Raw genomic sequence first — 16,942 nt, 5'->3', positions numbered from 1 at the left:
GTTATGTTTAATAAATTTGGGCTTTGGAAGAAGCCAGCTAACTCTTCCACACTCCGAGATAAAATAGAAGAAATAAAAGAATCGCCTGTTCCTGAACATGTTGCCATTATTATGGACGGTAATGGCCGTTGGGCTAAAAAAAGAGCCCTACCGCGTATTGCAGGTCATCACGAAGGCATGAAGGTCGTTCGTAAGACAACCATGCTGGCTAATAATCTCGGAATCAAGGCCTTAACCTTATATGCCTTTTCTACTGAGAACTGGAAACGCCCTAAAAATGAAGTGGAATATATTATGAAGCTTCCGGAAGAATTTTTAGGTACTTTTCTTCCTGAACTAATTGAGAATAATGTTCAAGTGAAAATGATGGGGTATAAAAATCAACTGCCACTACATACACTCCATGCTATCGAGAGAGCGGTCGAAGAAACAAAAACTAATACTGGATTAGTCTTGAATTTTGCCTTGAATTATGGAAGCAGGGCGGAAATACTCGATGCTGTAAAACAAATTATAAATGATAACAAAAAAGGAATACTGAAGGAGACGGAACTTACCGAAAAAGTCTTTTCCTCGTATTTAATGAGTTCTGATTTTCAAGATCCTGACCTGCTAATTCGAACAAGTGGCGAAATTCGCTTAAGTAACTTTATGCTTTGGCAATTAGCTTACTCAGAATTCTGGTTTACAGAAGTTTTATGGCCTGATTTTAATGAGGAATATTTCCTTGAAGCGATAGAGGCCTATCAAAAACGCCAGCGCAGGTTTGGCGGGATCTAAGTATACCTCTCTTTAAGAACATAAAAGGTGTTGAACTAGTCGATGAAGCAAAGAATTATTACAGCAGTGATAGCAGCAGCATTATTTTTACCAATTGTATTTTATGGTGGCCTTCCTTTTGTTCTGTTAACGTACATTCTTGCTACAGTAGGATTATATGAACTTTTAAAAATGAAAAACATAAGTATCTTTTCTGTTCACGGACTAATATCGCTTTTATTTCTTTGGGTGATTATTTTTCCTAATCAATATAATCAGGTTATCTCGGGTTTTTACTATTCGAAAATGGAGATAGCGATTATTTTTATTTTGTTGTTATTAGCCTATACGGTGGTCACAAAAAATCGTTTTACCTTTGAAGATGTCTCTTTTTCAATTCTTTCGGCGATATATGTCGGTATTGGATTTTACTTTTTTATTGAAACTCGTGAGGCAGGACTTGTTTATGTTTTTTATTCCCTATTTATTATTTGGGCAACAGACTCCGGGGCATATTTTTTCGGCAAAGCGATGGGAAAGAACAAACTCTGGCCCGAAATTAGTCCCAATAAAACAGTAGAAGGTTCATTAGGCGGTGTCGTTTGTGCTGTAATCGTGGGAATATTATTTTCCCTATTTTCCTCGTCAATCCCAGTCAGTCTAGTCACGTTAATGGGAATAACCGTTGTTCTTTCCGTTTTTGGACAAATTGGCGACCTTGTCCAATCAGCTTTTAAACGTCATTTTAATGTAAAGGATTCAGGTAACATTCTGCCAGGACATGGCGGGATTCTGGACCGGTTTGATAGCTTATTATTTGTATTGCCATTATTAAACCTTTTCCATCTTTGGACATAATGGCTGTGCTCTATTTTTAGGAGTTGAACACTTTTGAAAACAATTAGTTTATTAGGTGCTACGGGTTCAGTCGGAATTCAAACGATTGATATTATCCGTGAGCATCCTTCTGAATTTCAACTTGCTGCATTTTCAGTTGGAAAAAATATTGAATTAGCCCGTAAATTGATTATTGAATTTAAACCGAAGCTTGTCTCTGTACAGGAATCTAGTGATTGTACGCTATTTAGAGCAGAGTTCCCCAAGACGAAGTTTACTTTTGGCAATGAAGGATTAATTGAGGTTGCTGTTTTCGAAAAATCAGATATCCTTGTGAATGCTGTCCTTGGCAGTGTAGGGCTGCATCCCACTTTACAAGCAATTGAATGCGGGAAGGTAATTGCCATAGCGAATAAAGAAACGTTAGTGACTGCAGGTCATTTAGTAATAGAAGCGGCTAAAAGAAATAATGTACCGCTCCTCCCTGTTGACAGCGAACATTCGGCCATTTTCCAAGCGTTGCAAGGAGAAATGGATAAAAATATTGAAAGATTAATATTAACGGCTTCTGGTGGCAGTTTCCGTGATCGAACCCGTGCGGATCTGAAGGATGTCACCGTAGAACAGGCTTTACACCATCCAAACTGGTCTATGGGTGCAAAAATTACGATTGATTCAGCGACAATGATGAATAAAGGATTAGAGGTTATTGAAGCTCACTGGTTGTTTGACGTTCCGTTTGAAAAAATAGACGTATTGCTCCACAAGGAAAGTATTATTCATTCCATGGTAGAGTTTCATGACTCCAGCATTATTGCCCAATTGGGAACACCAGATATGAGGGTGCCAATCCAATTTGCGCTTACATATCCAGACCGGCTTCCACTTAAATCAGCTAAAAGGTTGAATTTAGCCGAAGTTGGTAAGTTGCATTTTCAGAAAATGGATTTACAACGTTTCCGCTGCCTAGATTTTGCCTATCATGCGGGTAATAAAGGTGGAACCATGCCAACAGTGTTAAATGCTGCCAATGAAGCGGCAGTGGCTGCATTTTTAAAAGGCAAAATTCGTTTCTTGCAAATAGAGGAATTAATTGAGCAAGCATTAAGTAAACATCAAGTCATCGATAATCCAAGTCTAGCTACGATAGAAGAAGTTGACAAAGAGACTCGACAATTTGTACACTCACTACTATAGGAAAGATACTTCCCTATCCTCTATAAAAGGTGGTTTTATCATTGAGCACAGTTATTGCCTTCATTGTAATTTTTGGCGCACTGGTCTTCTTTCATGAATTAGGTCATTTTGTTTTTGCGAAAAGAGCTGGTATTCTCTGCCGTGAATTTGCGATTGGGATGGGACCAAAGGTGTTTACTCATAAAAAAGGAGAAACTACTTATACCATTCGTCTTTTACCGATCGGAGGCTTTGTCCGAATGGCCGGTGAAGATCCGGAAATGGTCGAAATTAAGCCTGGTTACCGAATTGGTCTTATGTTTGATAAGCAAGAAAAGGTAAATAAAATTATTTTAAATAATAAAGAGAAATATCCTAAAGCAAGAATTGTTGAAGTCGAGTTTGCTGATATTGAAAAGGAACTAATCATAAAAGGATACGCGGAAGACGAAAACGAAAGCTTACAGACGTTCTCCATTGATCCAAAAGCAGTTATCGTTGAAAATGGTATTGAATCACAAATTGCTCCGATCGACCGTCAATTTGGATCGAAAACCTTACCGCAAAGATTTATGGCCATCTTCGCAGGTCCGATGATGAACTTTGTTTTAGCATTTGTAGTGTTTATTATTATTGCTTTATTACAAGGTGTGCCATCAAATGATCCTAAATTGGGTGTGATTACCCCCGACGGAGCGGCTAAATCGGCGGGACTCCAAAAAGGGGATCTTGTACAAAGTATAAATGGATCAGAAATATCAAGTTGGACAGACGTAGTCGAAATAATTCGGAAAAATCCGAATCAAAAACTTGATTTCTCCATCGTTCGTAATGGTAAAGAGAAAGAAATCCAAGTAACCCCTCTTGAAAAAACCGTGGATGGCGACAAAATGGGGATTATTGGTGTTTATAGCCCGGTAGAAAAATCACCAGTTCAAGCTGTGAAATCAGGATTTACTGAAACTTATTTTTGGACCAAGCAAATATTTGTGATGCTTGGTAAGTTGGTTACGGGACAATTTTCAATTGATGCCCTATCAGGTCCTGTTGGAATTTATAAATCCACAGATGAGGTCGCAAAATCAGGAATATATTATCTAATGAAGTGGGCTGGCATATTAAGCATTAACTTGGGGATTATGAACTTATTACCTATTCCTGCTCTTGACGGTGGAAGATTAATGTTCTTTGCAGTTGAAGCGGTAAGAGGGAAACCAATTGACAGACAAAAGGAAGGGATGGTCCATTTTATCGGCTTTGCTCTCCTTATGCTGCTCATGCTCGTGGTTACCTGGAATGATATCCAGCGATTCTTCCTTTAAATTTTATAAAGATGTCACTTAATCAGGATTGCCAATGCGGTCCTGATTTTTTGTGATAAAAGTATAAAAACTGAACTTTCCAGAATGGTCCAGCTTAAGCCCCAAGGAAAAAATGAACTACTTTTTTCCCTGGTCATGGCGCTGAAGCTTTCCTTTTTTGGATGAAGTTTTCTGTCGAAATAAGCCGAATCATAGGTTATCATATGGTATAATTTAATTTTGATATAGATAAATAATAGTTTTTATAGATGGGAGAGAGACGATGAGCGAACATGCCTTAGGCAATAAAGAGCGATTCAAACTCTTGCTCCAGCAGCTGCAATTGGTAGAAGATGCTGTAGTAGTACATTTCGAAAATGCACAGATTGAAAGGCTTCTTGTTGAAAAGAAGGAGAGGAAGTGGCACTTTCAATTTTTATTTGAAAAAATTCTTCCGTTTAATGTTTATCTCAAGTTTACAACACAGCTTGAACGAACATTTTCCAATATCGCAGCCATTTCCTACAATATCCAAGTAACTAATCAAGCTGTTACACCTGATTTATTATTAGAATACTGGAATTATTGCATTCAGCAAATTGATGGTATTTCTCCACCGCTTGTAAAACTTCTAAATGAACAAATCCCTGTAGTTAGTGGGAATAAGCTAACTGTTGCAGTTAGAAATGAAGCAGAGGGACTTGCCTTAAAGCGGAAATATGGTCCTGTAATTGGAAATATTTATCAGGAATTTGGTTTTCCAATGCTAGCGATTGATACCGAATTAAAAAGTGAAGAAAAAAATGATGAATATCAGCAGTTCTTACTGGCTAAACAGAAAGAAGATCAAGAACGAGCCCATATGGCCGTAGTAGAGATGCAAAAGAAAGAAGCTGATAAGGGTCAAGCTGGAGGAGAGGTCCCTTCAGGTCCGCTTTCTATTGGGTTAACTATTAAGGATGACAGCGAGCTTCGCAGCTTGATTGATATCGTTGATGAGGAAAGACGAGTTGTAGTCCAAGGGTATATCTTTGATGCTGAAATAAGAGAGCTACGCAGCGGACGTTCCCTATTAACTTTTAAAATTACAGATTATACAAGTTCGATCATAGTAAAAATGTTTTCTCGTGATAAAGAAGATGCTGCCCTATTTCAGCTGGTTAAAAAAGGCTTATGGGTAAAGGTTCGGGGAAGCGTTCAAAACGATACCTTTGTCCGTGATCTAGTCATGATTTGTAATGATATCAATGAAATAAAACCTGCTGGACGAAAAGATACTGCTCCTGAGGATGAAAAACGAGTTGAACTGCATCTTCATACACCAATGAGTCAAATGGATGCCGTTACTCCAGTAAGTGCGCTTATTGCACAAGCAAAAAAGTGGGGGCATAAAGCGATTGCTGTTACAGACCATGCTGTTGCCCAGTCATTCCCTGAAGCCTATGGTGCAGGAAAGAAAAATGATATTAAAATCCTATATGGTGTAGAGGTTAACCTTGTCGATGACGGGGTGCCGATTGCCTATAATGATGCCCATCGCCTGCTTTCGGAAGATACATTTGTTGTATTTGACGTTGAGACAACAGGGCTTTCTGCTGTATATGATACCATCATTGAGCTTGCAGCTGTAAAAGTGAAGGATGGGGAGATTATCGACCGGTTCGAATCATTTGCAAACCCGCATCATCGACTTTCGGCAACAACCATTAATTTAACTGGAATTACAGATGATATGGTTCAAAACGCCCCAGATGTTGGGGAAGTAATCCAAAGATTCCACGACTGGGTCGGAGACGCCGTCCTTGTTGCCCATAATGCCTCCTTTGATATGGGCTTTTTAAATGTCGGCTATAAAAATATTGGCTTAGAAAAAGCAAAAAATCCTGTTATTGACACATTAGAATTGGGACGTTTTTTGTATCCTGAAATGAAAAATCATCGTCTAAATACATTGACCAAAAAATTTGATATTGAATTAACCCAGCACCACCGGGCCATTTATGATGCTGAAGCAACTGGCTATCTGCTCTTGAAAATGCTAAAGGACGCTCTAGAAAAAGGAATTGAGTATCATGATGAATTCAACAATAACATGGGGAAAGGTAATGCTTACCAACGGGCCCGTCCTTATCATTGCACCCTTTTAGCTCAGACAGAAGCAGGCTTAAAAAACCTTTTCAAACTAATTTCCATTTCCCATATTGAGTACTTTTATAGAGTACCAAGACTTCCAAGATCAGTTTTGCAAAAATATCGGGAGGGAATTTTAGTAGGATCTGGTTGTAATAAGGGTGAAGTTTTTGAAGGGATGATGCAAAAATCTCCTGATGAAGTTGAGTCACATGCCGGCTTTTATGACTATCTTGAAGTAATGCCAAAAGAAGTGAATGCACCGCTGATCGAAATGGAATTGGTGCGTGATGAGAAAGCAATGGAAGACATCATTAGTAAAATTGTAGCCCTTGGTGATAAGTTGGGTATTCCAGTCGTCGCGACAGGAAATGTCCATTACTTAAATGAGAATGACAAAATATACCGAAAAATATTAGTTAACTCACAAGGCGGAGCAAACCCATTGAACAGGCACGAATTACCGGATGTTCACTTTAGAACGACAAACGAAATGCTCGATGCCTTCTCGTTTTTAGGGGCAGAGAAGGCTAAAGAAATTGTTGTTACCAATACGAATAAAGTTGCAGATATGATCGATGTCATTAAGCCGATTAAAGATGATTTATATACACCTCGTATTGAAGGTGCAGATGAAGAGATGCGTGAGATGAGTTACTCAATGGCACGCAGTATTTATGGTGATCCGCTTCCAGAAATAGTGGAAGCAAGGCTGGAAAAAGAATTAAAAAGTATTATCGGACATGGATTTGCCGTTATTTATTTGATTTCACATAAACTTGTTAAAAAATCACTTGATGATGGTTATCTCGTTGGTTCGCGTGGATCCGTCGGTTCATCTTTAGTTGCTACCATGACAGAGATTACGGAAGTAAATCCACTGCCGCCACACTATGTGTGTCCAAGCTGTAAACATTCTGAGTTCTTTAATGACGGTTCCGTTGGTTCCGGGTTTGACTTGCCTGATAAAGACTGTCCAAATTGCGGGAGCAAATACCGCAAAGACGGTCATGATATTCCTTTCGAAACATTCCTTGGTTTTAAAGGTGACAAAGTACCCGATATCGATTTGAACTTTTCCGGAGAATATCAGCCCCGTGCACACAACTATACAAAGGTACTATTCGGTGAAGAGTATGTATATCGTGCGGGAACAATTGGTACGGTTGCTGATAAAACGGCATTTGGTTATGTAAAAGCCTATCAGCAGGATAATAATATGCAAATCCGTGGAGCTGAGATTGAACGGCTGGCTTCAGGCTGTACGGGTGTAAAAAGGACAACAGGTCAGCATCCAGGTGGTATTATTGTTATTCCTGACTATATGGATGTCTATGACTTTACACCGATTCAATTTCCGGCCGATGACCGAAATTCTGAGTGGAAAACAACCCATTTTGATTTCCATTCCATTCATGATAACGTCTTAAAGCTCGATATACTTGGGCACGATGATCCAACCGTCATCCGGATGCTTCAGGATCTGAGTGGTATCGATCCAAAAACGATTCCGACCGATGACCCAGAAGTTATGAAAATTTTTAGCAGCACTGAATCTTTAGGTGTAACAGAACAGCAAATCATGTGTAAAACCGGTACATTGGGTATTCCGGAATTTGGTACCAGATTTGTTCGGCAAATGCTTGAAGATACGAAGCCGACGACCTTTTCGGAACTCGTTCAGATTTCCGGCTTATCGCATGGAACGGACGTATGGCTCGGAAATGCGCAGGAATTAATTCATAATAAAACCTGTAATTTGAGTGAAGTTATTGGTTGTCGTGATGATATCATGGTGTATTTGATCTATCAGGGGCTTGAACCATCGTTTGCTTTTAAGATTATGGAGTCTGTTCGTAAAGGGAAAGGGTTATCCGAAGAGATGGAAGCAGAAATGCGCAAGAATGAAGTACCGGAATGGTACATTGATTCATGCAAAAAAATAAAGTATATGTTTCCTAAAGCACACGCTGCCGCTTATGTATTAATGGCTGTTCGGATTGCTTATTTCAAGGTTCATCTTCCACTTCTTTATTATGCTGCCTACTTCACAGTTCGTGCGGAGGACTTTGATATTGAAGCAATGTCAAGGGGTTCTGAAGCGATTCGGGCTAAACTTGGAGAAATTAATGCCAAAGGGCTTGAAGCATCAAATAAAGAGAAAAACTTATTAACCGTCCTAGAACTTGCTCTTGAGATGACGGAAAGAGGTTTCAGCTTCCAAAACTATGATTTATATAAATCAGATGCTTCAGAATTTATTATTGAAGGAAATACGTTAATTCCTCCATTCAATTCCATTCCTGGATTAGGAACAAATGCGGCTTTTAATATTGTTAAGGCGAGGGAAGATGGAGAGTTCCTATCGAAAGAAGATTTACAGCAGCGCGGTAAAGTATCCAAGACTATACTGGAATATTTAGACAAACAAGGTTGTCTTGCAGCACTGCCTGAACAAAACCAGCTTTCGCTGTTCTAGCAGAGTCCAGATTACATCAGCCCATGAGCAAGGCGCTTCCGCTTTTGTTTGCATCCAGCTGCAGCGCCTAGGGGCTCGGGGTCATAAGCCAATCTGGCAATAAGGTTAAAAAGCAACCTTATTACCAGCTCGTCTTATGCTGGTCGCCCATGAGCAAGGTGCTTCCGCTTTTGGGGTTTGCATATAAACTACGGTTATGGTATAGTTTTATTGGAAATACTAAGAAATACTCTCGAGTTCAAGAGTGGGGAAACCCACTCTTTCGTTATGTAACCAAGCTGCTTTAAATGCATCTTGGTTTTGTTTACTATTTGTTTTTTTAGCGTTACTTGATAAAACTATCCGTGAACTACATAGAATTTGGGTGAAATAATAAAGAAAAGGAGGTAAAGCATGAGCAAAGTGACGGAAGTTGTTGAAGAGCTGGCTGCACCAATTTTTCAGGATCTTGGATTAGAATTAGTGGAAATTGAGTATGTGAAAGAAGGAAAAAGCTGGTATCTTCGCGTATATATCGATAAAGAGAGCGGAGTTGATATCGAAGATTGCGGCTTGGTGAGCGAACGGCTGAGTGAGAAACTCGATGAATTGGATCCCATTCCACATAACTATTTTCTTGAGGTATCATCCCCCGGTGCAGAGAGGCCATTAAAGAAGGCAAAAGACTTTGAAAGAGCTGTAGGTAAAAATGTTTTTATCAAGACCTACGAGCCAATCGATGGGGAAAATAAGTTTGAGGGTAAATTAGTGGGCTTTGATGGAGATAAGGTTACCGTTGAGGTTAAGTTTAAAACTCGTAAAAAATCGATTGAAATTCCATTTGAAAAAGTAGCAAGTGCACGACTCGCAGTTACTTTTTCGTAAAATAGAAAATTTATTAAGGATTAGGGGGATACAAGCAAATGAGCAGCGAATTATTAGATGCTCTTACAATACTGGAAAGAGAGAAAGGGATTTCCAGGGAGATATTAATTGACGCCATTGAAGCAGCTCTAATTTCAGCATATCGCCGAAATTTCAATCAAGCTCAAAATGTCCGCATCGATTTAAATTTAGGAACTGGTTCTATGCGTGTTTTTGCACGTAAAGAGGTAGTTGATCAAGTTTTTGATCCACGTCTGGAAATATCGCTAGAAGATGCCCAGCGAATCAACCCAAATTATCAAGTTGAAGATGTTGTCGAAATGGAAGTTACGCCAAAAGACTTTGGCAGGATTGCAGCACAAACCGCAAAACAAGTGGTCACACAGCGTGTAAGAGAAGCGGAACGTGGAATTATTTATTCTGAATTTATCGACCGTGAAGAAGATATCATGACTGGGATTGTCCAAAGACTGGACTCCAAATTTATTTACGTCAGCCTTGGTAAAATTGAAGCATTACTACCTGCAAATGAACAAATGCCAAATGAACGATACAAGCCACATGATCGTATCAAGGTGTTTATTACAAAGGTAGAAAAAACGACAAAAGGTCCACAAATCTTTGTATCTCGTACACACCCAGGACTATTAAAACGATTATTTGAAATTGAAGTTCCGGAAATTTATGATGGTACAGTGGAGATTAAATCAGTCGCTCGTGAAGCAGGCGACCGCTCAAAGATTTCTGTGCATTCGGATAACATAGAAGTTGATCCTGTTGGATCCTGCGTTGGTCCAAAAGGAACTCGCGTTCAGGCTGTAGTGAACGAATTGAAGGGTGAAAAAATTGATATTGTAAAGTGGTCAGATGACCCAGTTGTGTTTGTCGCCAATTCACTAAGCCCATCTAAGGTGCTTGATGTTATGGTGAAGGAAGCGGATAAAGCAACAACAGTTGTTGTACCTGACTATCAGCTTTCATTGGCCATTGGTAAACGGGGACAAAATGCCCGTCTTGCCGCGAAATTAACTGGCTGGAAAATTGATATCAAATCCGAAACAGAAGCACGTGAGCTAGGAATATATCCACGTGAAGAAACAATCAGACTATTTGACGATCACGTCGATACTGATATGGATTTTGAAGAAGAGTTAGATGACTAGGTGAGGTGGATGGCGAGTGAACACTAAGAAAAAAGTTCCTATGCGAAAATGTGTAGCAACCGGTGAAATGAAACCGAAAAAAGAACTCGTTCGCATCGTTCGTTCAAAAGAAGGGGAAGTTTCGATCGATTTGACTGGAAAGAAATCGGGCAGAGGTGCATACCTTTCAAAGAACAAAGAAGCTGTTCTTTTGGCCAAGAAAAAGAACACCCTATCTAACCATTTAGAAGTATCAATAAATGATTCCATCTATGAAGAACTGCTTGAGTTAATAGAGAAGGAGAACTGACTATCCAAATGAAGGACAATCAATGGATGTCATTGCTTGGCTTAGCCAATCGAGCGCGTAGAATCATATCAGGTGAGGAGCTTGCCGTTAAGGAAATTCGAAACAATAAGGCAAAACTCGTTTTATTAGCCGCAGATGCATCTGCAAATACAACTAAAAAAATTACAGATAAATGTAATTCTTATCATGTGCCTTTAAGAATGGTGGAAGATCGTTATCTTCTTGGTCAGGCAATTGGCAAAGAAGCCCGCGTTGTTGTAGCTGTTATGGATGATGGATTTGCAAAGAAATTGATAACGTTGCTCGATTAAATCTAGCGGGGGTGAAACAAATGAGTAAAATCCGTGTTTATGAATACGCAAAAAAACACAATATTTCAAGTAAAGAAATAATTAATAAACTAAAAGAAATGAATATCGAGGTCTCTAATCATATGGCAACTATAGAAGATGCAGATGTAAAAAAACTGGATGCCACTTATAACAAACAGGCAGCAGGTTCTAGTTCACAGCCCAAACAAAACAACAATGGGCAGCAAAATCGTACCAATTCCCGTCCAGCGGGGGCGCACAATCGCCAAAATCAAAGACCTGCTCAAGGTGGTCAAAAACCTCAAGTACAGGCGAAGTCACCTAAAGCATTTGAGGAAGCTGCTGATAATAATACAGCTCCTAGCAAGGTAAAAGTTGTCTCACCACCAAAAAAGGTGGAAGGCAAAAAGCAAAACCAAGAATCGCAATCAAAAGAAAATAAAGTCTTTAATAATGCTGATAAAGCTAAGGCAAGACCTTATAATAATAACCAAAATCGTAATCATAACAATAATAACAATAATAAAAAGAAGAAGGCTCACACGCCAGTTCAACAATCTCAACCTGTAAAGAAAAAGGAAAAAGAGCTTCCAGCTAAAATTACCTTTAGTGAATCTTTAACTGTTGGAGAATTAGCGAAAAAGATCTATCGCGAACCATCAGAAATCATTAAAAAGCTCTTTTTACTAGGCGTTATGGCTACCATCAATCAGGTGCTTGATAAAGATGCTATTGAATTAATTGCCGGTGAGTATGGTGTTGAAGTAGAAGAAGAAATCAAAATCGATACCACTGATCTTGAAGTGTATTTTACAGAAGATGCTCCAGAGGAATTAGTGGAAAGACCTTCAGTTGTAACCATTATGGGACACGTTGACCATGGTAAAACAACCTTACTTGATTCGATTCGGAATACAAAAGTGACCGAAGGCGAAGCAGGAGGGATTACTCAGCATATTGGAGCATACCAAGTTGTTGAAAATGGTAAGAAGATTACCTTCCTAGATACTCCTGGACACGCGGCCTTTACGACCATGCGTGCCCGTGGTGCTAAAATTACCGACATCACAATTTTAGTTGTTGCAGCTGATGATGGCGTTATGCCACAAACGGTTGAAGCGATTAACCATGCAAAAGCGGCAGAAGTGCCAATTATTGTCGCTGTTAATAAAATGGATAAAGAAGCAGCCAATGCTGATCGTGTTATGCAGGAATTAACTGAACATGGATTAGTATCAGAAGCCTGGGGTGGGGATACTATTTTTGTACCACTATCCGCAAAAACAGGAGAAGGTATCGATAACCTGCTTGAAATGATTCTCCTCGTTAGTGAGGTAGAAGAATACAAAGCAAATCCTAACAGAAATGCAGTTGGAACAGTTATCGAAGCTCAATTGGATAAAGGACGCGGTTCTGTTGCAACATTATTAGTCCAAAATGGCACACTAAAAATAGGTGACCCAATCGTTGTAGGGAATACCTATGGCCGTGTCCGTGCGATGGTTAATGATAAAGGCCGCCGTGTGAAAGAAGCTGGACCATCTACTCCTGTTGAAATCACAGGCTTGAATGATGTACCGCAAGCAGGCGATCGTTTCGTCGTATTTGAGGACGAAAAAACAGCTCGTCAAATTGGAGAAGCACGTGCCCAAGTAGCACTAGTTGCCCATCGTGGTGAAAAATCAATTGTCAGCTTGGATAATCTATTTGAGCAGTTGAAGCAAGGCGAGATGAAGGATCTAAACATTATCTTAAAAGCGGATGTTCAAGGTTCCGCAGAAGCTGTGGCAGCTTCCTTACAGAAAATTGATGTAGAAGGTGTTAATATTAAAATCATTCATAATGGTGTTGGTGCTATTAATGAATCCGATATTACCCTTGCCGCAGCATCAAATGCTATCGTTATTGGTTTTAACGTTCGTCCGGATGTGAATGCCAAACGCGCGGCTGAAGCTGAAAAAGTGGATGTCCGTCTGCACCGGATTATTTATAAAGTTATCGAAGAAATTGAAGCAGCGATGAAAGGAATGCTTGACCCTGAATTCCAAGAAAAAATTATTGGGCAGGCAGAAATTCGTCAAACCTTTAAGGTATCAAAGGTTGGTACTATCGCAGGTTCGTATGTAACCGATGGTAAAATTACTCGTGACAGTGGAATCCGCCTAATTCGTAATGGTGTTGTGATCTTTGAAGGACAAATCGATGCTTTGAAACGATTTAAAGACGATGCTAAAGAGGTTGCACAAGGATACGAATGTGGAATCACCATTAAGAACTTTAATGATGTTAAAGAAGGAGACATCATTGAGGCGTATGTAATGGAAGAAGTCGAGCGTAAATGATTGTCGGCATAGCCGAATGTGAATGCATGATTTACGATGCCCATTCTTTAAAAGATAAACGGGCAGTGCTGCAACGTATCCTTATGCGCTTAAAACAGAGATTTAATGTTTCCGTTGCTGAAGTGGATTTTCAAGATGTCTGGCAAAGAACAAAAATAGCCATAGCAGTCGTTACCTCCACTCGGACAGCCACGGAGCAGGAATTACAAAAAGCGTTAAAACTAATCGACTCATTTCCAGAAATAGAAAGAACGATCACCGAGATAGAATGGCTTTAAGTTAAGAGGTGAATGCAATGAGCCACAGAGCAAATCGTGTTGGAGAACAAATGAAAAAAGAACTAAGTGACATTATCGGCCGTAAAATTAAAGATCCCCGGATCGGTTTTGTGACCGTAACCGATGTTCAAGTTTCTGGAGATCTTCAACAAGCTAAAGTTTTTATATCGGTTTTAGGTGATGAAGAGCAAAAGGAGAATACTTTAAAAGGCCTAGCTAAAGCAAAAGGGTTTATTAGAACCGAAATAGGCCACCGTATCCGCCTGCGAAAAACACCTGAAATTATTTTTGAATGGGATGAATCAATCGATTACGGAAATCGAATTGAGACCCTGCTTCATCAATTGCATACGGACGATGATAAACCGTATGAAAAGCATGAGGAAGAATAGAGGATAGACTTATGTCTATCCCTTTTTTTAATGTGAAAAATAATGGTTCGTCACGATGAATGAAAGGAGCTGCGAAATGGAAGGGATTTTACCATTATATAAGCCTGCAGGACTAACTTCACACGATTGTGTTTTTAGACTGAGGAAAATATTAAAAACTAAAAAGGTGGGTCATACTGGCACACTTGATCCAGACGTCACTGGCGTCCTTCCCATTTGTATTGGTAAAGCCACAAAGGTAGCGGAATACATAACAGATGCAGGAAAAGCCTACCTAGGGGAAGTCACAATCGGATTCTCAACAACTACCGAAGATGCCTCAGGTGAAGTAGTTGAACGTAAAGCTGTTAATCACGTGATTGCAAGGAACGAAATTCTGCAAGTGTTACAAACATTGACAGGGGATATTGAACAAACTCCTCCAATGTATTCTGCCGTGAAGGTAGGAGGTGTTCGTCTATATGAATATGCCCGAAAAGGGATTGAAGTAGAACGGCCAACCAGGGTGGTATCGATTTACTCCATTGAATTACTTGATGAAAGGGAGCAATTTGAAGGAGAAACGATTTCATTTCGTTTTAGGGTTACCTGCAGCAAAGGAACCTATATCCGTACCTTAGCCGTGATGATTGGGGAGATTCTTGGTTTTCCTGCCCATATGTCGTATTTGCAAAGAATCCAATCGGCTAGCTTTACTTTGGAGGATTGTTTAACTTTTGAGGATATTGAAAGGCATATGGAAGAGGGGACGATTTCAAATGTTTTAAGACCGTTAGAAACTGCACTTTCTCATTTGCCGAAATTTCGTATTAATGATAAAGTAGCAGAGAAAGTGAAAAATGGTGCACTGTTAGAAACACCAGATTATTTAAAAATAATTAACGGACCAATAATCGCTGAAACGGATGATGGAACGGCTCTCGCTATTTATGCTAAGCACCCCAGCAAGCCGAATCTCCTCAAACCCGTTAAGGTATTACGTAACGAGATTTAATAAAAAGGTACGGAATAGAAAAGGTGAGTTTCATTGGAAGTAATACGGCTTAGTTACCCAATTAATGTAATTAATACAGAGTTTCCTCCCTTAGCAATAGCTCTTGGTTATTTTGACGGGGTCCACTGCGGTCATCAACAAGTAATACTGGAGGCAAAAAGGCAGGCGGACGAAAAAGCATTATCCAGTGCCGTTATGACATTTGACCCGCATCCATCTGTTGTGTTAGGGAAGAACACACAACATGTTCACTATATTACCCCATTATCGGATAAAGTGAAGATAATTGAAGAATTAGGGATTGATTATTTATTTATTATCGAGTTTACCGCAGAATTTGCCTATCTTTTGCCACAAGAATTTATTGATCAATATATTATTGGATTAAATGTACAACACGTTGTGGCCGGATTTGATTTCACATATGGCCGGATGGGGAAAGGAACAATGGAAACCCTGCCATTTCATTCACGAAATCAATTTAGTTATACGGTTGTTCCGAAATATGTGCAAACGGATGAAAAGGTAAGTTCTACAAGAATCCGCCGCCTGCTTAATGCAGGTGAGACCATAGAGCTTCCCGTACTGCTTGGACGTTTCTATACTACATCGGGTATTGTAGTCCACGGGGATAAACGAGGGCGAACTATCGGTTTTCCGACAGCAAATGTCGATTTATTTGATGATTATATTATCCCGCCAACTGGTGTTTATGCTGTTAGATTAAAGGTTGATAATAGGTGGTTTGATGGAGTCTGTAATGTTGGCTATAAGCCTACATTTAATAAAGAATCACTAAAGGTTTCTGTAGAGGTTCACTTGTTTGATTTTCATGAGGACATCTATGGCAGCGAGGTTGTCATTGAATGGCATCTTTATCTTCGTAAAGAGCAAAAATTTGCTGGTATTGTTGAACTTGTTACACAGATTGAAAAAGATAAACAAAATGCACTCTCTTACTTTGAAAAGAATCGACAATCTTCTTAGGCATGCTGCTATAAAGAAGCATTTCTTACAATATATTCAGGTTTTAACTTGCAATTTGCCGTAAAACCATGTATTCTTAAATACGTATTAAAACAAACCTTTACTTGGCAAGTCGAGTCTCCGACGCTTGCTCGGTAACAGGGGATATGAAAACTTTAGGAGGTGAACCGGATGGCAATCACTCAAGAACGTAAAAATGAACTTATCAATGAGTACAAAACTCATGAAAGCGACACTGGATCTGCTGAAGTTCAAATCGCTGTCCTTACAGAATCAATCAATAATTTGAACGAGCACTTACGTACACACAAGAAAGATCACCACTCACGTCGCGGTCTTTTGAAAATGGTAGGTAAACGTCGTAATCTTTTAACTTTCTTACGTAATAAAGATGTTCAACGTTACCGTGTGTTAATCAATAAGCTTGGTCTACGTCGTTAGTCACAGAAGCGGGATTTTTCCCGCTTTTTTGTTAGCAAAAAAACATTTTTTTATACATAATTTTAAGTCTAAGCTTTTCTGTGCATACTATTAATAATTTGGTTTAAACAATAAGCTTTAAGGGCTTTTTTTATATGAGTGAGAATTAGTTGGTGATTAACCGAGAGGCTTTCTTTCGTATCATCCTTCTAAGGATTTA

15 protein-coding genes are annotated in these 16,942 nt (G+C 39.3%); all 15 read left to right on the top strand.

The window, feature by feature from the left end:
* Positions 1-3 precede the first annotated feature (3 nt).
* The 15 genes from M3226_RS09690 to rpsO all read left to right on the top strand — a co-directional run bounded on the left by M3226_RS09690 (position 4) and on the right by rpsO (position 16,743).
* Entirely contained in the window at positions 4-780 is a 777-nt protein-coding gene (locus tag M3226_RS09690; protein ID WP_251564800.1) for an isoprenyl transferase, read from the top strand.
* 42 nt (positions 781-822) lie between these two features.
* The gene (locus M3226_RS09685; RefSeq protein ID WP_251564798.1) at positions 823-1,617 is read left to right on the top strand and encodes a phosphatidate cytidylyltransferase; all 795 of its coding nucleotides are present in this window, start codon (positions 823-825) and stop codon (positions 1,615-1,617) included.
* A 33-nt stretch (positions 1,618-1,650) separates the two neighbouring features.
* Positions 1,651-2,793, top strand: a complete 1,143-nt coding sequence (gene dxr, locus M3226_RS09680; RefSeq protein WP_251564795.1) for a 1-deoxy-D-xylulose-5-phosphate reductoisomerase — start codon at positions 1,651-1,653, stop codon at positions 2,791-2,793.
* 41 nt (positions 2,794-2,834) lie between these two features.
* Entirely contained in the window at positions 2,835-4,094 is a 1,260-nt protein-coding gene (gene rseP / locus M3226_RS09675) for an RIP metalloprotease RseP (RefSeq protein ID WP_251564792.1), read from the top strand.
* A 262-nt stretch (positions 4,095-4,356) separates the two neighbouring features.
* Complete coding sequence (locus M3226_RS09670; RefSeq protein WP_251564790.1) at positions 4,357-8,682, top strand: PolC-type DNA polymerase III; 4,326 nt, start codon at positions 4,357-4,359, stop codon at positions 8,680-8,682.
* A gap of 393 nt (positions 8,683-9,075) precedes the next feature.
* Positions 9,076-9,546 (top strand): ribosome maturation factor RimP, encoded by a 471-nt coding sequence (gene rimP / locus M3226_RS09665; protein ID WP_251564787.1) that lies wholly within the window; start codon positions 9,076-9,078, stop codon positions 9,544-9,546.
* Positions 9,547-9,584: 38 nt separating this feature from the next.
* Positions 9,585-10,709: a transcription termination factor NusA gene (gene nusA / locus M3226_RS09660; protein ID WP_251564785.1), complete on the top strand. Its 1,125-nt coding sequence runs from the start codon at positions 9,585-9,587 to the stop codon at positions 10,707-10,709.
* 16 nt (positions 10,710-10,725) lie between these two features.
* A complete protein-coding gene (gene rnpM / locus M3226_RS09655) occupies positions 10,726-10,998 on the top strand; it encodes an RNase P modulator RnpM (RefSeq protein WP_098528687.1) in 273 nt (90 codons plus the stop codon).
* 8 nt (positions 10,999-11,006) lie between these two features.
* Complete coding sequence (locus M3226_RS09650; protein WP_251564782.1) at positions 11,007-11,309, top strand: YlxQ family RNA-binding protein; 303 nt, start codon at positions 11,007-11,009, stop codon at positions 11,307-11,309.
* A 20-nt stretch (positions 11,310-11,329) separates the two neighbouring features.
* Positions 11,330-13,651, top strand: coding sequence for a translation initiation factor IF-2 (infB, locus tag M3226_RS09645; protein ID WP_251564778.1), 2,322 nt, complete (start codon positions 11,330-11,332; stop codon positions 13,649-13,651).
* The gene (locus tag M3226_RS09640; protein ID WP_251564775.1) at positions 13,648-13,929 is read left to right on the top strand and encodes a DUF503 domain-containing protein; all 282 of its coding nucleotides are present in this window, start codon (positions 13,648-13,650) and stop codon (positions 13,927-13,929) included. The genes infB and M3226_RS09640 overlap by 4 nt, the downstream gene beginning before the upstream one ends.
* Positions 13,930-13,946: 17 nt before the next feature.
* Positions 13,947-14,321, top strand: a complete 375-nt coding sequence (gene rbfA, locus M3226_RS09635) for a 30S ribosome-binding factor RbfA (protein ID WP_098528683.1) — start codon at positions 13,947-13,949, stop codon at positions 14,319-14,321.
* A 76-nt stretch (positions 14,322-14,397) separates the two neighbouring features.
* Positions 14,398-15,315 carry a tRNA pseudouridine(55) synthase TruB gene (gene truB / locus M3226_RS09630; protein WP_251564772.1) on the top strand — a complete coding sequence of 306 codons (918 nt, stop codon included), beginning with the start codon at positions 14,398-14,400 and terminating at the stop codon, positions 15,313-15,315.
* Between the two features lie 33 nt (positions 15,316-15,348).
* Positions 15,349-16,302: a bifunctional riboflavin kinase/FAD synthetase gene (ribF, locus tag M3226_RS09625; protein ID WP_251564770.1), complete on the top strand. Its 954-nt coding sequence runs from the start codon at positions 15,349-15,351 to the stop codon at positions 16,300-16,302.
* A gap of 171 nt (positions 16,303-16,473) precedes the next feature.
* Positions 16,474-16,743 carry a 30S ribosomal protein S15 gene (rpsO, locus tag M3226_RS09620; protein ID WP_024026799.1) on the top strand — a complete coding sequence of 90 codons (270 nt, stop codon included), beginning with the start codon at positions 16,474-16,476 and terminating at the stop codon, positions 16,741-16,743.
* Positions 16,744-16,942 lie beyond the last annotated feature (199 nt).

Source organism: Neobacillus cucumis (genome assembly GCF_023715505.1).
Note: the sequence above shows the minus strand (reverse complement) of the source record. Positions and strands in the feature narration are given on the sequence as shown.